Below are 22173 nucleotides of genomic sequence, written 5' to 3'. Positions count from 1 at the left end.
GTGGTTAGGCGACGGTCAACTCTGTTTCCAACCTCTGCCAAACTGAGCGTCGGCTTTCCAGCGAGGGCGCTTCGACGGTGGTGCGTGGCGGGAACGCGTCGTAAGTCCGGCCATCCAGTTTGCGACCGGTTTCAGATTTGCGAACCCCGCCCCATTGTTTGAAGAAGAAGGCAACTTTTGCACGTTTGCACTGTCGGCGAATATTGTGGACCCAATCTGCTTCCATCGGGCGGGCACCCGGACCGCTTTCGCCGCCGACAATGGTCCACGAGATGCCGTCGAGATTAAATGCACCCAAATCCTCCAGCAGCGGCTCGATGGAAAGGAAGCGCACCCTGGCTGGCGCGGAACGCAGCCGGTCAATGCGCGGCAGGCCGTGTTTCCTGTTTTCGACGCTGACGCCCCACCAGACGTGCGATTGTTCGGCGGCAAAACGCAGTTTGCCTTTCAGCAAAGCCGCCATCCGGTCGGCGCGCTTGGTCAGGATTTGGTAGGTGTGCCAGTTCGCCGCCACCATGACGCGGGCCACCTTGATGATGTATTCGTCGGGAACGCCATCGTGAAACAGATCGCTCATGGAGTTCACGAAAATCATCCGGGGCGTGCCCCAGCGCAGCGGATCCCCGAGTTTTTCCGGGACGATGCGCAGATCAAAGCCGTGTTCGAACGGATGCCCCGGAATCCCGCGCCAGCGTTCGGCGAAAGTCTCCGCGTAGCAATGCAGGCAGCCGGGGCTGATTTTGGTGCAGCCGCGAATCGGATTCCATGTCGCGTCGGTCCACTCGATTTTTGATCCAAGAGCCATCAGATCACCCCTCTGTCTTTATATTTGTCAAATATGTCGGTGACAATCTTCGCAGCCACTGGTTTCGGGGAGGCGAAGAACAAGTAGTAAACAATAGCACCTTTTGTGTTCCTCATTGGAACAGGTTCGGGAACGTGATGAAAACCCGCAACCTTCTTCAGGCGTTCCCGAAACGCCTTGGCGACATCGTCGTTTGACTGCTTTTCCTCCCACCCGAACAAGTTGCCTGACGTGTCGTATGCGGCCTTCTTCCAGGATTCGTCACCCCAGAATGCCGTCATCCGCTCCGCCTGTTCTGGATTAACCCCCGTTGCGTCTCGCCATAAAACATTGCGGTTCATATCGGCCACCGGGAAGTTGAGAAAGATTTCAACCGATCCCATTTGCGCCGCTGCTTCAATTACCCGCCAATCGAGGTGGAGACCGTAGGGATCCAGAAGGCACAAGCCCCGCCGATATTGGGCGTATTGAACCTGAGGAAAGACCTTCTTGAGGAGGATTTCGTTGCAGTCACCTTCGTAAATGTGCGCATTACTTTGGCCAGCGGTTAGCTGATGTAGCTGCTCCGCCTTTACATTGTCCATGTCTATCAAATGAAAATCCTTGAACGGCGGATCAATGGACAATGCATTCAGCGGGCTCCCTGGCACGAATTCGCCCTTTGACTTCGACAGATGCACCCCCGCTCCCGCAAAAGCATCGATATAGACGTGGTGTAGCCGATTCCTGGTCAAAATCTGCGAATACGCCTGCGCGTATTCGCGGATGATTTCCAATTTGATTTCCGACCAGTAGCCAATCGTGTCGAATTTCATAACCCCAACTTCTTAAACCGGTTGTTCACTTCCTTGAAATGGAACTCCAGCGAGCAAAGGGCTTCGAGTTCGCCCTTCTTGAAATGCTTCGCCACGTCAGGGTCGGCTTTGAGGACTTCGAGGAAGTCCGCGTCATCGCGGCCGGCGTGCTTCACTTCCCAGGTTTTCATGGCGTTGTCCTGGACCAGTTTGTAGGCGGCTTCGCGGGTCAGGCCCTTGCGGATGAGCGCGAGCAGCACGGTCTGGCTGTTCCACATGCCGAGCGAGAGGCCGAGGTTCTTCTTCATGTTCGCCGGATAAACGACGATGCCGTCCATCAGACGCGTGAGCAGGCCGAACATGTAATCGAGCAGCGTGCAACTGTCGGGAAAGATGATGCGCTCGACGCTGCTGTGGCTGATGTCGCGCTCGTGCCAGAGGGCGACGTTTTCCAGCGCGGCGACGGCGTTGCCGCGCAACACGCGCGCGAGGCCGGTGAGGCGTTCCCACGTGATGGGATTGCGCTTGTGCGGCATGGCGCTGCTGCCTTTCTGTCCCTTGGTGAACGGCTCCTCGGCTTCCAGCACTTCGGTGCGTTGCAGATGACGGAACTCCACCGCCCAACGTTCAATGCTCGCGCCGACGAGCGCCATCGTGGTCTGGAATTCGGCGTGGATGTCGCGCTGCACGACTTGCGTGGCGATGGGCGCGGGCGAAATGCCGAGCCTCTTGCAGACGTAAGCCTCCACGCGCGGCGAGAGATGCGCGCTGGTGCCGACCGCACCGGAAATCTTCCCGACAGCCACGACGTCGCGCACGGCTTCGAGCCGGCGGAGGGCGCGGGTGAATTCATCGTGCATCAACGCGAGCTTGAGGCCGAACGTGGTTGGTTCGGCCTGGATGCCGTGGCTGCGACCGATGCAGGGGGTGAACTTGTGTTCGTTCGCGCGGCGTTTGATGACAGGCAGCAGCTTCTTCACGTCGGCGATGAGCAGGTCGGCGCTCTGCATCATCTGCACGGCGTAACAGGTATCGCCCACGTCGCTGCTCGTGAGGCCGAAATGGAACCAGCGGCTCGCCTGGTCATTGATGGCTTCGGCGACGGCCGTGGTGAAGCCGATGACGTCGTGATTGAGCGTCTTCTCCAGTTCGCGCTGGCGGGCGACGAGACCGGGCAGGTCGGCGAACCATTTGTCGCAACCGGCCTTGATTTTCTTGAAATCCTTGGCGGGCACGACGCCTTCCTTCACGAGCGCCTCACTGGCGAGCAGTTCGATCTGAAGCCAGAGTTTGAGCTTGTTTTCGTCGGTCCAGATGGCCCGCATTTCGGGGCGCGAATAACGCGTAATCATGCGGGAAGACTACGGAAACAGCCGCTCCGGTTAAATGCCAAATCGGTTAGCCGGGCGTTGTGGGGGCGTTCGGCGCCGGGGCGGGGGTGGCTTGCGCGGCAGCGGCCAGCGCCGCACTGCGTTTGGCGCGTTGAATGGCTTCCTTTTGCTTCCGCAGGCAGCCGGGGCAGATGCCGTGCGTGGTTGGCGTGTCAAAGCCCTGCTGCATGAATTCCTCCAGCCGGATCCAGTCGCCTTTGTAGTGGATGTGGCGGCACCACGCGCAGACGCGCATGAAGCCTTGCAGGTAGCGGATGTGGCGGAGAATGCGCCGCGTGGAGTTGGCCACGAACAGCCAGACCACGAGAACGAAGAGCATTTCAAAGGCGGACTCGCGATAATCGGCCAGGTAGGGGTGGGTGCCGAAGACCAGCGCGCGCAGGCCGGTGAATTCCACGAGCCAGGAGATGAAGATGATCGTCAGAAAGCCGAGGGCTTGATGCCAGAGCACCTTGTTGAGCAGCGATGTTTCTTTCATACGACAGGGACAAACGGCGGGGTCGCCGTGCGGATGAAAGAGCACGCGGCGCGCCAATGATTTTTCTCAGGCGGGCGAAATTGGATGAAGTGCGGCGTTCCAATTTTTTTGCGAATTGACCGAAGGCTGTCGCAAAAAATGTTCGTGGGCCGGGGTGAATGCGGGGCTGTCTGTTGCGGCTGCAGACTCCGCGTGACGCGTGGCTCAGTGTCGCATCTTGCTGCGCGCGGCTTCGAGAATTTTTCGCTCGCGATCGGTGAGGCTGTGAATGCCCTGCGTGGCGATTTTGTCGAGAATGGGATCCACTTCACGGGCGATGAAGTCTGCGGATTCCGTGAGGCGCGGCGGCGCGGCCGAACTGGAAATGAACGGCGGCGCGGCGCTGCTGGTGTAGGTCGAACGCGCACGGCGCGGGCGGCGCAACAGGAAGACGTAACCAATCCCCGCCACGAGACCGCCGAGGTGCGCGGCGTGGGCGATGCCGCCGAAGGGCAGGATGGTGCCGATCAGGGAAATTCCCAGGGCAACCCACAGCAGCGTGCGCGCGGCGATGCGAAAGGGGATGGGGAAAAGCACAATCGGATGGTGCGGATACATGATGGTGAACGCGCCCAGCAGGCCGGCAATGCCCGCGGAAGCGCCCACCACAGGAATGTAAGGCGATTGGTGCAGCAGGTAGGCGGTGGCGATTTGAAACACGCCGCCCAGCGTGCCGCCGATGAAATAGAGCGCCAGAAAGCGACCGCGGCCGATGGCCTGCTCCATGAACCGGCCAAACGAGTAAAGTGTGATGCCGTTGAGCGCGATGTGGAAGAGGCCGCCGTGCAGGAATTGGAACGTGAGCAACTGCCAGACCTGGCCGCTTTCAATGCCGGCGAGGCTCAAGGCGAAATGCCGGGTCAGCGGGTCGAGTGGGTAGAGCCCACGGCCCGCGGAAGACAGGCCCAGCATGTAGGCCAACGGAATCCCCGCCAGCACGCCAACGATGGTTTGAATGGCGAAAATGACACCCAAAGCCACGAGCAGGGCCACCGTGGGCGACCACGGCGCCGCCGGCGACACGCGCCGATAGCTCGGCGTCTCGCGCATATAATCTCGATCGTAAAGACTCATGGCCGCAGGAAACTAAGGTCAGACGGCCCGGTTATCAACCGGCCATCGCATTTTCAGACAGTCCGGTGGGAAATCGGTTCAAAGCCATGCAACAACGCCGGGCCCGGGCGGTCCGGCGTATGGGGCACCAACAGCGCCCGCATGTCGTTTCGGAGTGACGTCACGGCGGCAAATCCGTCCGCCCCGCGGACCAGCAGGGCGGTGGAAAGCGCGTCGGTCTCGGTGGCCGACGGCAACACCACGGCGGTCAACCACGCGCGTGTGGCAGGTTCGCCTGTGCGCGGATCAATGATATGGCCCAGCACGCGGCCGTTGGCGGTGAAGCATTTGGCAGAGACGGCGGAGACGGAAAGCGACTCATCCCGCAGCGCGATTTCGGACGGATAATCCGTGGCGGTGGCGAGTGGATCACCGATGGCGATGCGCCAATGCCCGGCTTCCGGAGGGTGCCCCAGAGCGTAAACGGTGCTTGTTCCGCCGTGAATTAACGCGTTGTTAACGCCCGTTTCACGCAACACCTCCACTGCGCGGTCAATCGCATAGCCTTTACCGATGGCGCCAAGGTCCAGCATGACGCCGGGACGCACAAACCGGACGGTGCGATTCGCCGGCCGCAGTTCCACCAGATCCATGCCACACATGGCGCGGGCGGCGGTCAGTGCTTCGGGAGCGGGCAGGTTGCCGTCGCGCCGGCCGAGCAAACCCCAGCAGCGCAGCAACGGCGCGAGCGTGATGTCAAATGCGCCCTCCGTTTCGCGCGTCAGCCGTGCTGCGTGCTGGAGCAGGTAAAAGACCTCGGGCGAAACGCGCACGGGCTGTTCGGCCGCCTGCGCGTTGACTTGCGCAATCTCGCTGCCCGGCTTGAACAGACTGAGCTGGTTTTCAATGCGCTCGACCTCGCTCAACGCCTCCTCGCCCGCGGCCCGGAGCGACACGGGGCTGCCGCCCGTCAACACCCGCTCGAAGCGGGTTTTCATGGTGTTGCGGGCGAGGGTGACGGTTTCCATGCGGCTGATTCTCAAAATGGCAGTTGCCGGCGGTCAAGGCGCGACAAATAAAAAACGCCGGGGGAGTGGTTCGCTCCCGCCGGCGCCGAAAGCCCGGGCTGTTTATGATTGTTCCAGGGTGCCGTAGGTGATGGCCTTGATTTCCTGGCCGCCGGCGGTCGTGATCTTGCGCGTTTTCTCGTCATACAAGCACGCGGCGCCGAGCCGGTCGGACATTTCGGCCAGCGAAATGACCGTCTGCACCTTGAGGGCGAGGTCGATGTTCGCGTTCGGTTCCTTGTCGTGGCGGATGCTGTCGAACCAGTTCTTGTGGTGCACGCCGATGTCTTCAATCGGCTGGAGCCCCTCGAACGAGTCCGGATCGACTTCGTCGCCAAATTCCTTTTCCGGCATGAGCGAGATGCGCTCGCCCGAGGTGCCGATTTCCAGCGAGGCGTGATGACCGTAAATGACGAAGCCCGGGCTGCGCGAGGCAATGGTGCTCGTCACAATGACCAGGCTGTAGCCGCTGGGGAATTCCGCCAGGATTTCCGAGTGTTCCGGCACCTGGCGTTCGAGCGCGCCGTCGGTGTTTTTGTCCGGATAAACCACCTTGGTGCCGATGCAGGCGACGCGCTTGGGGAATTCAGGTTTGCCGGTGGCCAGCACCAGCGGGAACAAGCGGTGCGGAACGAGGTCGCCCAGCAAACCGGCGCAGTAGGGATAGAACTTGCGCCAGCGGAAATAGTGGTCCGGCGTGAACGGCACCCGGTCCTTCACCTCGCCCAGCCAGGCGTCCCAGTTGACATTGTTGCCGTTGGCGTCCGTATCGATCGGGTAATTCCATTCGCCCTTCGGGTTGTTGCGGCAGTAGTAACCCTGCGCCCAGACGAGCGGCCCGATGCGGCCGGCCTGGATCAGTTCCGCGGCCTTGTGCCAGCCGGCGGCGGAGCAACCCTGCGAGCCAACCTGCAATTTTTTGCCCGTCTTCTTGACGACTTCGTGCACCTTGAACGCCTCGTCCAGGTAGCGGGTCAACGGCTTTTCGACATAGACATGCTTGCCCGCTTCCAGCGCGGCGATGGAGGCTGACGCATGGATCGGGTCGTGCGTGGCGATGACGACCGCATCGAGGTCTTTTTGTTCGAGCAATTTCCGGTAATCGCCATACCCCTTGCAATCCCCACCGATTTCCTCCTTCGCGCGGTCCACGCGCTTGGGCCAGACGTCGCAGACGGCCGCCTGCGCGATGTTGTTGGCGGCCAGATTGGCCTTCATGATTTTGACGTGCGCGTTGAAGCCCTGGCCGCCGACACCGATGTAGCCGACGGTGATGCGGTCATTCGCGCCGAGCACGTTGGCCGAAGGGGCCTGTGACTGGCCGTAAACCGGCGTGTGAAGCAGCGGAGTGGCAGCTACGGCGGCACCGGCGAGGGCCGTTTTCTTGAGGAACTCCCGGCGCGTGGCGGGAGTATTCAGGGGTTGTTGCTTGTTCATAGTTTTAAAGTTGGGGTCAATTGGATGCGCCATTGTCCGTCTTTATTCAGAGCGGACAAGTCCAAGTTTGGTTCAATCATGACCACAGCCGGGCCGGATAATCACCGCGCTGCACCAGTTTGGCGATGCTCTCGACCACGCGCGGCTTGTCTTCCTTGTAGGTGACGCCGAACCACGGATCGCGGCTGCTCAACATCTTCACGCGCGCCTTGCCGGCCTTCATCAGCTCGTTCACCGTCGCGGGAATGTAGCATTCGGACTTCAATTCCTGGCCACTCTGTTGGAGGAACACCGTGAAGCGCTCCCGCAAATCGGGGAAGACGCCGGGCTGAAAGCCCCAGAAGTTCATCGAAACCAGTTCGTCGCCGGTGAATGTGCGGTTGCCTTCGCGGGCGCCCGTCGGCGTTTTCTCGATCTTGGTGAATTCCTCCACGCTCGTCAGATAGCCATCGGGCCCCACGCCGCAAATGCCGCGCGCCACCGTGCCGTGATCGGACAGCGTGTTCTTGAGCTGGAAGCCGACCATGGCGAGGTCCAGCGCGCCCGACGTGAGATGCCGCGCCAGCGTGGCGAAGGATTCGCGCCCGTAGAAATCGTCCGCGTTCAGCACGGCGAACGGTTCGCGCACGACGTTCTCTGCGGCGAGGATGGCGTGGGTGGTGCCCCACGGCTTGGTGCGCCCTTCCGGCACTTTGAAACCAGCGGGCAGGTCGTTCAATTCCTGGAACGCGTAGTCCACCGGCACGCGGCCCTCGAAGCGTTTGCCCACGACGTCGCGGAACTGCGCCTCGATGTCGTGCCGGATGATGAACACCACTTTGCCGAAGCCGGCGCGCAGCGCGTCATAAATGGAATAGTCCAGCAACGTTTCCCCCGACGGGCCGACGGGGTCAACCTGTTTGAGTCCGCCGTAACGGCTGCCCATGCCGGCGGCGAGAAGAACGAGTGTGGGTTTTGTCATGTTAAATCATTTCCGGCGCCACCAGCTCATCAGCTCGCGCCCGGTGCGATTGGGATACGACCGTGGAATCCATTGGTCAATCAAATGAAAGTGCGGTTGAAAACGCCGCCAAAGTTCTTCGCGATCCACGGGAAACGGGGGCTCGCCATCGCATAAAATGTAATTGATGGCGATGTAGGTGCCGCCGGGTTTCAGCCAGCGCAGCGCGGCGGTGACGTAATTGTCCCGTTCCGCCGGCTCAATCGCACAAAACAACGTGTGCTCGAACAAATAGTCGAACGGCATCGGCGGCGGGTCGTGGAGAAAATTGGCGAGCGTGAAGGTGGGCGCGATGTCCGACCCGGGATCGCCCGCCTGCGGCTGCGCTTCCCGGGCGAGCTGAATGGCGGTGGGCGCGATGTCGAATCCGTGCGCCGCAAAACCGCCGGCCGTCCAGGCGCGCACGTCGTGGCCCAGGCCGCAACCGGGCACCGCCACCGCGCCGCGCGGCAATTCCGGATGGTCGCGGAGAAAATCCACCAGGCCGGGCGCCGGTTCCCCCTTGTCCCAGTGCCGGTCGCCGCTTTGATAACGTTCTTCCCACGCGTTCATGATGCGATCCGTCCGTCCACGAGTTGAATCACCCGCGGCGCGCGGGCGGCGACCTGCGCGTCGTGCGTGGCGATGATGAGCGTGGCCTGGCGTTCGCGCTGGATTTCACACAGCAGGTCAATGATGCCTTCGCCCGTGTGCGAATCGAGATTGCCCGTCGGTTCGTCGGCCAGGATCAGCGCGGGTTCATTGATCAATGCGCGCGCAATCGCCACGCGCTGTTGTTCGCCGCCGGAGAGTTCGTAGGGCTTGTGATCGGCGCGTTCCTTCAGGCCGACCCGCTCCAGCAGCACGCGGGCGCGCGGCACGCAGTCCGCCACGCGGCGCCGGGCCATGCGCGCGGGCAGGCAGACGTTCTCCAGCGCGTCGAGTTCCGGCAGCAGGTGGTAGGACTGGAAGATGAAGCCCACGCTGCGATTGCGAAACGCGGCCATGGCGCCGGCCGAGAGGGACGTCAGCTTGCGTCCGTCGAACTGGATGTCGCCTGCATTGGGCACGTCCAGTCCGCCGAGCAGATGCAGCAGCGTGCTCTTGCCCGCCCCCGAGGCGCCGCGCAGCGCGAGGAATTCGCCGCGGCGCACCGCGAGGTCCACGCCGCGCAGCACTTCCAGCGAGCGCCGGCCCAGTTCGTAGGTCTTGGACAGGCCGCGCGCTTCAATGAGGAGTGAGCCGTCGCTCATGCGCGGCCTCCTTGTCTGGTTTCCACCTTACTCATGGCGCAGCGCCTCCACGGGTTTGAGCCGGCCGGCCTGCCAGGCGGGAATGACGCCGCCGAGCAGGCAGATCACCAGCGCACTGGAGCAAATCAGCATCACGTCATGCGGCACCACAAGCGCCGGCAAATCGCCAAAACCGTAGATGGATGCCGGGAACAATTCCCAGCCGGTGGCCCGCCGCATGAAGTGGAGAAACTCGTTCCGGTAGTGCACGGCCAGCATGCCCAGTCCGTAACCGGCGACGACGCCCATGACGCCCACGACCGCGCTTTGGGCGAGGAAGATGCCGGAGATCTGCCAGTTCGTCGCCCCAATGGCCTTCAGCATGCCGATTTCGCGGGTTTTCTGGACGACGAACGTGATGAGCGCGCTCAGGATGCACAACGCCGCCACAATCATGATGAAGAACAAAATGTAGAACATGACGTTCTTTTCGACGGCGATGGCGTCCAACAGGGCGGAGTTTTCCTCCGTCCACAAGGAAATGCGGTAGTTGGGTCCGAACTGTGGCCGCAACTCCTGCCGCACCACCCCCGCAAGATCGGGATCATCCAGTTCAACCAGCAGCCCGTGCACGCTGTCGCCGAGACCGGCCAGGTTCTGGGCGTTCTCCAGCGACGTGAGCACGAAGTTGGCGTTGTATTCGTAATAGCCCATGTCGAAGATGCCGCGCACCTCATAATCGTCCGGCAGGCTGGCCACGTCCTCGCCCTTCTTGCGGGCCGCTTCCATCTTTTCGAGGTCCTCGGGCGAATAAATCGTCACACGATCCCCGACCATGAGCTGCATGCCTTCGGCAAACTGGCGGCCGACCAGAATGCCGCGGCCGTCGAGATTCGTGCTGCCCTCGAACACATTCGTCAGCAGGTCGCTGACGCGGGCTTCGGCCTCGGGATCGATTCCGCGAATCCACGGCGCGTCGCTCAGCGGCTGGCTGCCGTCCGGCGGATGCGTGCGGATCAACACCCGGCAGGCCACGAACGGCGACACGCCACGCACATGTGGGGCGGTCTGCACCTGCGCCATCATCGCAGGGTAGTTTGTCAGGGACGAATCGCGGGCCGTGATGCGGAGGTGGGCGTTGAAACCCAGGATTTTGTCGCGCAACTGGTGATCAAATCCGGTCATCACGCTGATGACGATGATCAGCACCGCCACGCCCAGGGTGACGCCGAGCACGGAGATGAGCGTGATGACCGAAACGAACGTGCGTTTGGGCCGCAGATAACGCAGGGCCAGCAGCAGTTCGAAAGGCAGTCGCGACATGGGACGCGCAAGCTAAACAGGCGCCCGCAGCGTGTCAACGAACGCCCGCCCCGACTGCTGCGAAAGTGTCACCTGGCCGCCATCCGACTGTGACGCGCCGCCGTCAAGGTCATCTCCGCCGCCGCTGAGACGGCGAAACCAAAACAATCCAGCAGCAACAATTCACATGCATACCAAGTTCAATCATCTCCTGTCGGCCCTGACGATTACGGCCGTGGCGGGCTCGCTCTGGGGCTCGGCCCGGGCGGACGATCATCATGAGAACCACGACCGTGACCGCGATCGCGATCCGGTCGTGCTGTCGTTTTCCACGGTCGGAGATTCCCGGCAGGATCCCGAAAGTCCGGACCCGACGCAGCTGCCGCTTTCCGGCCAGGATGCGATTTGGTTGCAGAGCACCAAGGCGTGGTCGCGCATCATGGACTCGATTCACACGCAAAAGTCCGACCTGCTCTTCTTCAATGGCGACATGATCATGGGCTACGGCAACGCCGGCCCGACCAAGGGAACAAACGTCAGCGACGTGGTGAATTCGGACCTGCTGAAGTTTTACCGCCAATATGCTTTTTGGCGCGGCATGGTGGCGACTTTGATGGAGCAGGGCACCTACGTTGTGCCGGTTCCCGGCAACCACGAAATGCAATGGAAGAAGGCGCCGCTGCCGGGCGGTGGCACGGGCAAACTCGCGCAGCTGGTGAACGAAGATGCCTGGCGTGCCAACCTGGGCGATTTGATTCTCGATACGAACCGCTTCGAGACCCTCTTCGGAGAGCTGCCCGCGGCGGTGAATGTCACCAACAACGCGCCGCTCGACGCTTACGCGACGGACCAAAGCCAGTTGTCCTACAGTTTTGATTTCCGTGGCTGCCACTTCGTGGTGATCAACACCGATCCGGTCGGGCACGACGCCCACGCGCCGGTGCAATGGCTGGCGGTGGATCTCGCGACGGCCAAGGCCCGCGGCGCACGGCACTTTTTCGTGTTCGGCCACAAGCCCGCCTACACCTACTACTTTGGCGCGGACGTGCCGCCGGCGCCGGGATTGCCGTTGCCGGGCAAACCCGCCGGGCTGGACAACGATGAAGCGGCGCGCAACGCGTTCTGGGATTTGATCGAACAATACGGTGCCACCTACTTTTGCGGCCACGAGCACATCTTCAATGCAATGCAGCCGCGGGCTTCGACCGGGGGCAAGGCCTGGCAAATTCTCGTTGGCTCGGGCGGCTCGCCCTTCGAGGCGGTGCCCACGGATGCCACCATCAACCCCGGCACCGATCGCGACTACGCATGGGCCACCGTGAAGATCCACGCCAGTGGCAAGGTGCAGGTGAAGGTTTACGGGTTTGACGACCAATTCGGCCCGACGCGCCTGCTTCAAGCGATTACTCTGCCTTGAGCGACCATTGACCAGCCTCCGCTACCGCGCAGCGGGCGCCGGATTCGTCCGCGCCCGCTGCTCCGTCAAAAACGCCAGCCACGTATCCATGCCCTGGCCGGTTTTGGCGGACAGTTCAAACCGTGTGGCGTGATGGCTCACCCGTTTGAGGTTGGTCAGCGCCAGTTCGCGATCGAAGCCGGCGGCGGCGGCCAGATCGCTCTTGGTCACGATGGCCACGTGGGCCGAGTGAAACAGGGGCGGATACTTGAGCGGTTTGTCCTCGCCCTCGGTGGTTGAGAGCAGCACCACGCGCAATTGCTCGCCGAGATCGTAATCCGCCGGGCAGACGAGATTCCCCACGTTTTCGATCACCAGCACATCGAGCGAATCCAAGGTAAGCCGGGCCGCGGCCTGAAAGACCATGTCGGCGTCGAGATGGCAAACCGTGCCGGTGGTGATTTGCACCACCGGAATGCCCGCGGTTCGCAGCCGCGCGGCGTCGTTGTCGGTCGCGAGGTCGCCTACAATGACGCCCACTCGCAACGATTTGGCCAGGCGCACGGCGGTTTCGCGGATGAATGTGGTCTTGCCCGAGCCGGGTGACGAAACCACGTTCAACACGAGCAAGCCTTTGGCCCGAAACAGTTCGCGGTTCCGGGCCGCCAGCCGGTCGTTCTTTTCCATGAGCGACTGGTTCAACGTCAGGCTCCACGGCCCGGACGGGTGATCATGACCAGCGTGGTTGCGCGCCTGGTCGTGGTCGTGATGATGGTGTGCGTGCGTGTGGTTGCCGGTTTGCCGGCCGCCACCGCCCAGTCCGCATCCGCATTCTTTGCACATAATCCTGGTTTGGTTTGTCAGATGAAATCCACGGCGGCGATTTCCAATTCGCGGCCGTGTTGCAGTTGGCCGCCGGGTTCGTGGCAACGCGGGCATTCGCCCAAAAAATCGGCCGCCGCGAATTCCGCGCGGCAGGTCGCACACCAGCCGGTGGCGGGAATGGTTTCGATCTCCAGTTGGGCGCGCTCTGCCAGCGTGTCGCGCCGCACAATGTCCCATGCGAAGGTCAGTGCCTCGGGCGCGGCGCCGCTCAAGGTTCCGACGCGCAGGCGCAGGCCGGTGATTTGGCGGGCGCCGGCAGCCTGGGCGGCGGCCACGGCCAGCCGCACCGCTTCCGTCATGATGGAAACCTCGTGCATGACTTGTGCCGCCACTCTGGCACGGCGCGCCAGTGGACGCCCCACTTCCCTTGGCAATTCCTGCGCAAAGATTGGCAACCTGTGTTGAGCCTGGAGACGGCGGGGCGCGATGATGGGGCTGAAGATGACAACGCGGGAAGCCAGACCAGCGACGCCCGTGACGCGCCTGCGGCTCATCTTGCACGGCGCGGTGCAAGGCGTCGGTTTTCGCCCGTTCGTCCACCGCCTGGCGGAGGAGCTGGGGTTGACCGGCTGGGTCAACAACTCGCCGCAGGGCGTTGTGATCGAGGTGGAAGGTTCGCGACCGCAGCTGGAGCACTTCCGGCGGCGCCTCGAAACGGACAAGCCGCCGCGCAGCTTCATCCTGAGTTGCGAAAGCGCGTGGCTCGATGCCGCGGGCCACGTCGGTTTCACGATTCGTGACAGCGAACAGGGCGGTGGCAAAACGGCGCTGGTGCTGCCGGACATTGCCACCTGCCCGGATTGTTTGCGGGAGTTGTTTGACCCGGCCAACCGCCGCTATCGCTATCCGTTCACCAACTGCACGCACTGCGGACCGCGCTTCAGCATCATTGAAGCCCTGCCGTATGATCGCGCGAACACCACGATGAAACGGTTCGGGCTGTGCCCGGCGTGCCAGGCGGAATACGACAATCCGCGCGATCGGCGGTTTCACGCGCAGCCCAACGCGTGTCCGGTGTGCGGACCGCGGCTCGAACTGTGGCCCGGCACCGGCACTGGCTCACCATCCGAACCGCCCCGCTGGCTGGCGCGCGATCATGACGCTCTGTCGCTGGCCGCGCACGTCATCCGCTGCGGCCAGATCGTCGCCGTGAAGGGCCTGGGCGGGTTCCACCTTTTTGCCGATGCCCGCAAGGCCGCCGTCGTGCAACGGCTGCGCGAACGCAAGCGACGCGAGGAAAAGCCGTTCGCCCTGCTGTTTCCCACCCTTGCCAGCGTGCGGGAGGTTTGCGAGGTCTCGCCCGTGGAGGAACGCCTGCTGACTTCGCCGGAAGCGCCCATCGTGCTGCTGCGCCGCCGACACCCGGCGGCAGCGGCGATCTGCGACGCCGTGGCGCCCGGCAACCCGAATCTCGGCGTCATGTTGCCGGCAAATCCGCTGCACCATTTGCTCCTGGCGGAGCTGGGTTTTCCCGTCATCGCCACCAGCGGCAACGTGAGCGACGAGCCGATCTGCGCGGACGAATTTGCCGCGCTCACGCGATTGCATGGCATTGCCGACGTGTTGCTTGTTCACAACCGCCCGATTGTCCGGCCGATCGATGACTCGATCGTGCAGGTGGTGGCGGGACGCGAAATGGTCCTGCGGCGCGCCCGCGGCTACGCGCCGCTGCCGGTGCAACTGCGCAGCGCGGCGGACGCCCGTGAAAGCGTGCTCGCGGTGGGCGGGCATCTCAAGAACACCGTTGCCTTGGCCGTGGGCAGCCAGGTGTTCGTGAGCCAGCATCTCGGCGATCTGGCCACCGAGCCGGCGCACCAGGCGTTCCGGCGGGCGGTGGCGGATCTGCCGCGCCTTTACGAAACCACGCCGGAAGTCGTCGTGGCAGATTTGCATCCCGATTATCTCTCCACCCAATTCGCGGCGGAAATGGCCGGTGCGGCGCGACCGGCCGTGGCTGGAACCGCGCCGAAGCCGGCTCCCGCCCTGCTGCAAGTGCAGCATCACGTCGCGCATGTGCTGGCGTGCCTCGCCGAGAACGAAGTCGCGTTGCCGGCGCTGGGCGTGGCGTGGGACGGCACGGGCTGCGGCACGGATGGCGCGATTTGGGGCGGGGAATTTTTCCACGTCACAGAACGGGAAGTTACGCGGGTAGCCAGCCTGCGTCCGTTTCCGTTGCCCGGCGGCGATGCCGCCGTGAGGGAGCCGCGCCGCGCCGCGCTGGGGCTGTTGCATGAATTGTTCGGCGACGACGTTTTTCATCGCCTGGATTTGCCGGTGCCGGAGGCGTTTTCGCGTCCGGAACTCACCGCACTGCGAACGATGCTGGCACGCGGGGTGAACACGCCGTTGTGTTGCAGCGTGGGGCGGCTGTTCGATGCGGTGGCGGCGCTGACGGGCGTGCGGCAAAAGCTGGGCTTCGAGGGGCAGGCCGCAATGGAACTGGAGTTTGCGGCCGGGCGTGCCGCCACGGACGCGGCGTATGGCTGGCGGATTTCCGGCGGCGCCGCCGGCTTGACGCTGGACTGGGCCGAGCTGATTTGCGGTGTTTTGAGCGACGTGGCGCAGGGTGTGTCCGTGGAAACGGTGGCGGCAAAATTTCACCATGCATTGGCCGAGGTCATTGTCACGGTGGCGCGACGGATCGGGTGCGAGCGCGTCGCGCTGAGCGGCGGCTGTTTTCAAAACCGGTATCTGACAGAACGCGCCGTGAGCCGGTTGCGCGCGGCCGGCTTCCGGCCGTATTGGCACCAACGCATCCCGACCAATGACGGCGGCATTGCGCTGGGGCAGGTTGTGGCGGCGCGCCGTGAGTTGTTGCGGCGGCGGATGACGGCGCTGGAACATGTCAATCGCAGCGTCGCGGCGGCCGCGACGTCCTCCGAGTCTTTGGCCGGCCGGGGCTGGTCCGAAGAACACGATCGCGTCCCGGGGCAAACCGTGGCGCAACCCGCCTGAGGTGCTCATGTGCCTCGCGATTCCAGGCAAAGTCGAAAGCATCACCGGAGATGATCCGATCACGCGCCTCGGCCGCGTCAACTTTGGCGGCATCGTGAAGGAGGCGTCGCTGGCTTACGTGCCGGAAGTGCAGGTGGGCGATTACGTGATTGTGCATGTCGGTTTTGCGTTGAGCAAAGTGGACGAGGCCGAGGCGCAGAAGGTTTTCAGCTATCTAAAACAAATGGGCGAACTCGACGAGCTGGCGGGTGAACGGCGGGACGAGCCTCCGCCCGCGCCGGGCAGCCGCTCAGCAACGAGGCCGCCGCCTTCTCCTGAGTCGTGAAGTATCTGGACGAATACCGGGATGGCGAGCTGGCGCAACAGCTGGCGCGGGAGATTCACCGCGCCACCACGCGGCCGTGGACCATCATGGAAGTTTGCGGCGGGCAGACGCATGCGATTGTGAAGTTCGGCATCGATGAACTGCTGCCGTCGCGCATCACGCTCATCCACGGGCCGGGCTGTCCGGTGTGCGTCACACCGCTGGAAGTCATCGACAAGGCGCTCGAAATCGCGGCGCGGCCGGAAGTGATTTTCACCTCGTTTGGGGACATGCTTCGCGTGCCCGGCAGCGTGACGGATTTGTTGTCCGTGAAGGCGGCCGGCGGCGATGTGCGGATGGTCTATTCGCCGCTGGACGCCGTGAAGCTCGCGGCGGCCCATCCCGGCCGGGAAGTTGTCTTCTTTGGCGTTGGGTTTGAAACCACCGCTCCCGCGACGGCGATGGCGGTTTTTCAAGCCGCGCAGCAGGGTTTGAAGAATTTTTCCCTGCTGGTTTCGCACGTGCTGGTGCCGCCGGCGATCGAGGCGTTGATGGCGTCGCCGCATTGCCGGGTGCAGGCGTTCCTTGCAGCGGGACACGTTTGCGCCGTGATGGGCTGCACGGAATATCCGCCGCTCGCCGCGCGGTTCCGGGTGCCCATCGTGGTGACAGGCTTTGAGCCGCTGGACATTTTGCAGGGCATCCTGATGACGGTGCGCCAACTGGAGTCCGGCCGGGCTGAGGTGGAGAATCAATATGCGCGCGCCGTGCGTCGCGAGGGCAACCAGCCGGCGCAGCAGCTGATCCGCCGGGTGTTCCGGGTGGTGCCGCGCAAATGGCGGGGCGTGGGCGAAATCCCGCGCAGCGGTCTGGGGCTGGCAGAGGCCTATGCGGCGTTTGACGCGGAGCGGAAGTTCGGCGTGGCGGACCGCGCGGTGGCGGAACCGGCGGACTGTCTGGCCGGGCTGGTGTTGCAGGGCTTGAAGAAACCGCACGAGTGTCCGGCCTTTGGCGGCCGATGCACGCCCGAACATCCGTTGGGCGCGACGATGGTTTCGGGCGAAGGCGCCTGCGCGGCGTATTACCGGTATCGGCGAACGCCGGCTTTGGTTTGATGGCAACCCGGTCAACCCTCACGCAAGCCATGCAAAACAAACACGGCATCAACCCTCCGGCGGCTGCCCGCGGTGACGATCCCCTGCCGGTGGAGCGGGCCGGTGCGTCGCCGGCGCTCAACGCCAGTTGTCCGCTGCCAATCACGCAGTATTCCCACGTGCTCATGGCGCACGGCGGCGGCGGCAAGTTGATGCATCAACTGCTCGACCGCGTCTTCGGCCCGGCGTTTGGCAATCCCCTCCTCGATACGCGCCATGATTCGGCGCAGTTCAGCGTGCCGCCGGGCCGGCTGGCCATGACCACCGACTCCTACGTGGTGCGTCCCATTTTCTTTCCGGGCGGCGACGTCGGCTCGCTGGCGGTGCATGGCACGGTGAACGACCTCGCCATGAGCGGTGCGCGGCCGTTGTATTTGAGCTGCGGATTCATCCTGGAAGAGGGGCTGGCGCTGGAAACGCTCGGGCGCGTGGTGTGTTCCATGCGGGATGCGGCCCGGCGCTGCGGCGTGCAAATCGTCACCGGCGACACCAAGGTTGTGGACAAAGGCAAGGGCGACGGACTGTTCATCAACACCACCGGCCTCGGCGTAATCGAAACCGCCGATGTCATTGGCCCGACGGCGGTGCAACCCGGCGATGCCGTGGTGGTAAGCGGGGATTTGGGGCGGCACGGCATGGCCATCATGGCAGTGCGTGAGGGGCTCCAATTTGAGAGCGCCATCGAAAGCGATGCCGCGCCGGTGCATGAGCCGGTGCTGGCGCTGCTCCGGGCGGGAATCAAGGTTCATTGCCTGCGCGATCTGACGCGGGGCGGCCTCGCGAGCGCGCTCAACGAAATTGCCACGTCGGCGCGGGTGAAAATTGCCGTCGAGCAGACCGCCATCCCGGTGCGTGAGGACGTGCATGCGGCGTGTGAACTGCTCGGGCTCGATCCGTTGCACGTGGCCAATGAAGGGCGCTTCGTGCTGTTCGTTCCGGCTGAAGCTGCGCTGCGGGCGCTGGCCGTGCTCCGCACGCATCCCGTGAGCGCCGGCGCAACACTGATTGGCCGGGTGATGGAGGCTGCGGCGCCCCTCGTCACCCTGCGCAGCGCGATTGGAGCCAGCCGGATTCTCGACATGCCCAGCGGTGAGCAGCTGCCGCGCATTTGCTGAATCCGGCACATTTTTCTTCAACTTGTTCCCGGCGCGCCTACCATCGGCGGCATGCCGAATTCCAGCACCTTGGGCGAATTGCTTTCGCCTGCCACCATCAAGCTCGCGCTGACCAGCCGCGACCGGGAAGGCGTTCTGCGCGAGCTGGTGAACCTCATTCCGAACATCGAGGAACAGCCCGCCATGCGGGACACGCTGCTGCGCGCCCTGCATGAACGCGAGCAATTGCACAGCACCGGCGTGGGCGACGGCGTGGCGCTGCCGCATGCGCGCAATGCGCTGGTCGGCTTGGTGGACCGGCCGGTCATTATTTTCGGCCGGCACCCGAAGGGCATTGCCTACGGGGCGATTGACGGCAAGCCGGCGCAGTTGTTCTTCCTGCTCGTGGCGCCAACGGTCACGGAGCATCTGGCCATTCTGGCGCGCATCAGCCGCCTGTTGAACAATCCCAAATTGCGGCAGGCCCTGCTCGCGGCGGACAAGCCGGACAAGGCCCTGACGCTGATCAAGAACGCCGAGGCGAGCCTGTATTCGACCTGAAGCGTGACGCCTAAAACCAACCCCAACCCTGAAGCACCAAATCATGAAACTGAATCGTCGCCATTTCTTGAACACCGCCGGCCTGCTGGGCGGCGCCGCCCTGACGGCGGGCAGCGTTCCTCTGCCGGTCCTGGCCGCCGCGCCGGCGCGCAAACCGCAAATCAAGCTCGGCGTCGCGACCTATTCCTACTGGCACTTCAGCCCGCAGAAAGTGCCCATCGAAACCGTGATGGACAAGGCGGCGGCCTTGGGCGTCAGCGCCGTGGACATTTTGCACCGTCAGATGGACCTGGAGGAAAAGGCGCCGCTGGACGACGCCGGGCGCGCGTATTTGCGCAAGTTGAAACAGCACGCCTTTCATCATGGGCTGGGCATTTGCTGCCTGTCCACGCACCAGACGTTTCTCAAGCCCGAGGCGGACGTGCGCGCGGCCAACGTCGCGCACACCGAGAAGTGCATCGAAATCGCCTACGAACTCGGCTGCCCGTGCCTGCGCATCAACACCGGCACGTGGGGCACCTCCAAGGATTTTGACGACCTGATGGCGCACCACGGCGTCGAACCCGTGCTGCCGGGCTACACGGAAGAGGACGGTTTCAAGTGGGCGATTGACGGGATTACACGCTGTCTGGCCAAGGCGGAAGCCTGCGGCGTGACTTTGGCGCTGGAAAATCACTGGGGGCTGGCGCGGACGCCCGAGGGGCTGTTGCGCATTTTGAACCGCATCAATTCACCGTGGCTGGGCGCGTTGATGGACACCGGCAATTTTTTGTTCCCGCCCTACAAGGACGCGGCCTACGACAAGCTTGCGCAAATCGCTCCGAAGGCGGTTTACGTTCAGGTGAAGACGTATCCCGGCGGCGGCGAATGGTATACGCTGAACATCGATTACCGGCGTGTTGCCAAAATTCTGGCGGACGCCGGCTACACCGGTTTCGTCTCGCTCGAAATGGAAGGCAAACAAGATCCGGACGTTGCCGTGCCCAAGAGCATCGCCATGCTGCGGAAGGCGTTTGCCTGAGCGGCGTCCCCGCTGCCCTCCGCTTATGAAGTCGTGCCTGCTCTGGTGGTGCCTGGCGGCCTCGGTCGGCGCGCAAACGCCCGTGTGGACGCAACTGCCCAATTCACCCGGCCCGAGCAACGTTCGCCACGACGACATTTATTTCAGCGACGTGTTGCATGGTTGGGCGACGCAGAACAACAACATCTACCGCACCACCAACGGCGGCGTCACGTGGACGACCAACCTGACGCTGCCGGGCACGCACTTCCGTTCGATTGGCTTTGCCACGCCGCAGGTCGGGTTCGCGGGCAACCTTGGGGTCGGCTCCTACGACGCGAACGTGACCAACACGAACATCCTGTATCGCAGCTACGATGGTGGCGTGACGTGGTCCAACGTGCCCGGCTTTGCCGAGGCGGGCATGAAGGGGCTGTGCTCGTTCTTCGTGCTGGATTCGCAAAACATCTACGGCGCCGGCCGCGTGCGCGGTCCGGCCTACGTCATCCAGAGCCACGACGGCGGCACCAACTGGTCCCTCCAAAACCTTACGGCGTCGAACGTGATGAACGGCATCATGGACATTTACTTCCGCGACACCAACACGGGCTGGGTGGTGGGCATGGACACGAACGCCTACGCGTCGCCGCCCTATCATGGCCGGATAGCGCGCACCACGGACGGCGGTGCCACGTGGCAGGTGCAGGTGACCACGACGGTTTCAAATTGTTACTTCTGGAAGATGTCCTGGCCGTCCACGAATGTCGGCTATGTTTCGCTCCAGCAGAACGGTGCCTACAACACCGTGATTTACTACAAGACCACCGATGGCGGCGCGACCTGGGTTTCCAACGGCGTGCCGTTGTCGGCCATCGGCAGTCCGGCGTCGTTTTATTTGCAGGCGATTGGTTTCGTCAGCGAAGACGAAGGCTGGATGGGCGGCGCGAACAGCATTGGCTACACGTCGAGCTTCATCCGCACGACGAACGGTGGCGCGACGTGGTTTCCCGCCGGCTATGCGAACACGTATTTGATGAACCGCATCCGCTTTCTCAGCCCGACGCTGGGCTTTGCCTCGGGCGCGAACCTGCACATCTACCGCGTGCCGCTGGCGTTGACCGCGCAGCCGCAGAACCAGACGGTCGTCGGCCCGACCAATGTGAGCCTGTCCGTGACGGCGGTGGGCAAGCCGCCGTTGAGCTATCAATGGCAGAAAGACGGCACGAATGCGCCCGGTGGCACGGGCGAAACCCTGGCGCTCACGAATGTCCTCCGGTCGAACGGCGGCCTTTACTCGGTTTACGTGAGCGACGGCTTCACCAACGTGCAAAGCAGCAACACGCTGTTGCGGGTGCTGGTGCCGGAGCGGCTGGGCCAGCCGGTGCTGTTGCCCGGCAACCGGATTCAACTCCGTTTCGACGATGCCGACGGCGGTGCGCTGCTTACCACCAACGACCTTGCCACATTCACCGTCTTCGCCAGCACGAACCTGACGGACTGGTTTGCCCTCACCAACACGCTGACGGTGACCAACGGCTCGATTGTGTTTGAGGACACCCTGAACGCCGCGCCGCAGAAGTTTTACCGGGTGCTGGAACGGTAAGCCGGCCATCTTCTCCTGGCCCGCCGCGGCGGGGGACACGGCGGATCCGATGCCGGCGGGTTCCATTCCGCACTTGCAACCGGGCCGGTTCGGGTCGAAAACAAATGGCATGAACACACGTCGGCTCCGCCTGCCAGGCGCCCGACGCATTCCCACAGGAGGACCATGTGAGTGACACCGTCTCTTTCAAGCTGAACCACCGTCCGGTCCAATTACAGACCGACCGCAATCGTCTGCTGTTATGGGTGCTCCGGACGGATTTGGGGCTGACCGGTCCAAAGTATGGTTGCGGCGAAGGCCACTGCGGCTGTTGCACGGTATTGCTCGACAAGGTGGCCGTGCGTTCCTGCCTGATCCCCGTCGGCTCGGTCCAGGGACGTGAGGTCGTCACCATCGAAGGGCTTGAACAGGACGGCGAACTGCATCCGGTGCAGCAGGCCTTCATCGCCCACGACGCGCTGCAATGCGGCTTCTGCATTCCGGGCCAGGTGCTCCACGCGGTCAGCCTCCTGAACCGCAACCCGTCGCCCACGCGCAAGGAAATCGTCCGCGGCATGGACAACAGCTTGTGTCGTTGCGGAGCCCACACGCGCATCATCGACGCCATTCAAGCGGCGGCGGCGGAAATGAAAGGAGGCAAGTGA

General features: G+C 63.3%; 21 protein-coding genes and 1 pseudogene. 9 read left to right on the top strand and 13 right to left on the bottom strand.

Annotation, left to right across the window (positions count from 1 at the left end; translation table 11 throughout):
- Positions 1–4 precede the first annotated feature (4 nt).
- The 11 genes from VFV96_07570 to VFV96_07520 all read right to left on the bottom strand — a co-directional run bounded on the left by VFV96_07570 (position 5) and on the right by VFV96_07520 (position 10598).
- Complete coding sequence (locus tag VFV96_07570; protein ID HEU5070255.1) at positions 5–805, bottom strand: phage Gp37/Gp68 family protein; 801 nt, start codon at positions 803–805, stop codon at positions 5–7.
- The gene (locus VFV96_07565; GenBank protein ID HEU5070254.1) at positions 805–1620 is read right to left on the bottom strand and encodes a three-Cys-motif partner protein TcmP; all 816 of its coding nucleotides are present in this window, start codon (positions 1618–1620) and stop codon (positions 805–807) included. Before VFV96_07565 ends, VFV96_07570 begins: the two co-directional genes overlap by 1 nt.
- Positions 1617–2951 (bottom strand): adenylosuccinate lyase, encoded by a 1335-nt coding sequence (purB, locus tag VFV96_07560; GenBank protein ID HEU5070253.1) that lies wholly within the window; start codon positions 2949–2951, stop codon positions 1617–1619. Before purB ends, VFV96_07565 begins: the two co-directional genes overlap by 4 nt.
- Positions 2952–2997: 46 nt before the next feature.
- On the bottom strand, positions 2998–3468 hold the full coding sequence (locus VFV96_07555) for a hypothetical protein (protein HEU5070252.1): 471 nt from the start codon (positions 3466–3468) through the stop codon (positions 2998–3000).
- A 204-nt stretch (positions 3469–3672) separates the two neighbouring features.
- Entirely contained in the window at positions 3673–4581 is a 909-nt protein-coding gene (locus VFV96_07550; GenBank protein HEU5070251.1) for a rhomboid family intramembrane serine protease, read from the bottom strand.
- A gap of 53 nt (positions 4582–4634) precedes the next feature.
- Positions 4635–5588 (bottom strand): FAD:protein FMN transferase, encoded by a 954-nt coding sequence (locus tag VFV96_07545; GenBank protein ID HEU5070250.1) that lies wholly within the window; start codon positions 5586–5588, stop codon positions 4635–4637.
- A gap of 102 nt (positions 5589–5690) precedes the next feature.
- Entirely contained in the window at positions 5691–7064 is a 1374-nt protein-coding gene (locus VFV96_07540) for a Gfo/Idh/MocA family oxidoreductase (GenBank protein HEU5070249.1), read from the bottom strand.
- A 76-nt stretch (positions 7065–7140) separates the two neighbouring features.
- Positions 7141–8025, bottom strand: coding sequence for a sugar phosphate nucleotidyltransferase (locus VFV96_07535; protein ID HEU5070248.1), 885 nt, complete (start codon positions 8023–8025; stop codon positions 7141–7143).
- A gap of 6 nt (positions 8026–8031) precedes the next feature.
- Positions 8032–8616 (bottom strand): methyltransferase domain-containing protein, encoded by a 585-nt coding sequence (locus VFV96_07530; GenBank protein ID HEU5070247.1) that lies wholly within the window; start codon positions 8614–8616, stop codon positions 8032–8034.
- Positions 8613–9296 (bottom strand): ABC transporter ATP-binding protein, encoded by a 684-nt coding sequence (locus tag VFV96_07525; protein ID HEU5070246.1) that lies wholly within the window; start codon positions 9294–9296, stop codon positions 8613–8615. Before VFV96_07525 ends, VFV96_07530 begins: the two co-directional genes overlap by 4 nt.
- Before the next feature lie 27 nt (positions 9297–9323).
- Positions 9324–10598: an ABC transporter permease gene (locus VFV96_07520; protein HEU5070245.1), complete on the bottom strand. Its 1275-nt coding sequence runs from the start codon at positions 10596–10598 to the stop codon at positions 9324–9326.
- A gap of 166 nt (positions 10599–10764) precedes the next feature.
- Between VFV96_07520 and VFV96_07515 the strand changes: the two genes are divergently transcribed.
- Positions 10765–11994 (top strand): metallophosphoesterase, encoded by a 1230-nt coding sequence (locus VFV96_07515; protein ID HEU5070244.1) that lies wholly within the window; start codon positions 10765–10767, stop codon positions 11992–11994.
- Between the two features lie 21 nt (positions 11995–12015).
- On the opposite strand, the gene hypB is transcribed toward VFV96_07515, so the two are convergent.
- Entirely contained in the window at positions 12016–12816 is an 801-nt protein-coding gene (hypB, locus tag VFV96_07510) for a hydrogenase nickel incorporation protein HypB (protein ID HEU5070243.1), read from the bottom strand.
- Positions 12817–12833: 17 nt separating this feature from the next.
- A complete protein-coding gene (gene hypA / locus VFV96_07505; GenBank protein ID HEU5070242.1) occupies positions 12834–13175 on the bottom strand; it encodes a hydrogenase maturation nickel metallochaperone HypA in 342 nt (113 codons plus the stop codon).
- 124 nt (positions 13176–13299) lie between these two features.
- Here hypA and hypF point away from each other — a divergent pair, with 124 nt between their 5' ends.
- The 8 genes and pseudogenes from hypF to VFV96_07465 all read left to right on the top strand — a co-directional run bounded on the left by hypF (position 13300) and on the right by VFV96_07465 (position 22173).
- Positions 13300–15813, top strand: a complete 2514-nt coding sequence (gene hypF, locus VFV96_07500) for a carbamoyltransferase HypF (protein ID HEU5070241.1) — start codon at positions 13300–13302, stop codon at positions 15811–15813.
- A 7-nt stretch (positions 15814–15820) separates the two neighbouring features.
- Positions 15821–16045, top strand: a pseudogene (locus VFV96_07495) (HypC/HybG/HupF family hydrogenase formation chaperone).
- An 89-nt stretch (positions 16046–16134) separates the two neighbouring features.
- On the top strand, positions 16135–17232 hold the full coding sequence (gene hypD / locus VFV96_07490; protein HEU5070240.1) for a hydrogenase formation protein HypD: 1098 nt from the start codon (positions 16135–16137) through the stop codon (positions 17230–17232).
- A gap of 164 nt (positions 17233–17396) precedes the next feature.
- Positions 17397–18386, top strand: coding sequence for a hydrogenase expression/formation protein HypE (gene hypE / locus VFV96_07485; GenBank protein HEU5070239.1), 990 nt, complete (start codon positions 17397–17399; stop codon positions 18384–18386).
- A gap of 51 nt (positions 18387–18437) precedes the next feature.
- Positions 18438–18926 carry a PTS sugar transporter subunit IIA gene (locus VFV96_07480; GenBank protein ID HEU5070238.1) on the top strand — a complete coding sequence of 163 codons (489 nt, stop codon included), beginning with the start codon at positions 18438–18440 and terminating at the stop codon, positions 18924–18926.
- Positions 18927–18969: 43 nt separating this feature from the next.
- Positions 18970–19947, top strand: coding sequence for a sugar phosphate isomerase/epimerase family protein (locus tag VFV96_07475; GenBank protein ID HEU5070237.1), 978 nt, complete (start codon positions 18970–18972; stop codon positions 19945–19947).
- 25 nt (positions 19948–19972) lie between these two features.
- Positions 19973–21529, top strand: coding sequence for a hypothetical protein (locus tag VFV96_07470; GenBank protein HEU5070236.1), 1557 nt, complete (start codon positions 19973–19975; stop codon positions 21527–21529).
- A 167-nt stretch (positions 21530–21696) separates the two neighbouring features.
- Positions 21697–22173 carry a (2Fe-2S)-binding protein gene (locus VFV96_07465; protein HEU5070235.1) on the top strand — a complete coding sequence of 159 codons (477 nt, stop codon included), beginning with the start codon at positions 21697–21699 and terminating at the stop codon, positions 22171–22173.

Source organism: Verrucomicrobiia bacterium, assembly GCA_035765895.1.
Taxonomy (GTDB): Bacteria; Verrucomicrobiota; Verrucomicrobiia; order Limisphaerales; family DSYF01; genus DSYF01.
This window is presented reverse-complemented; position numbering and strand designations above follow the sequence as displayed.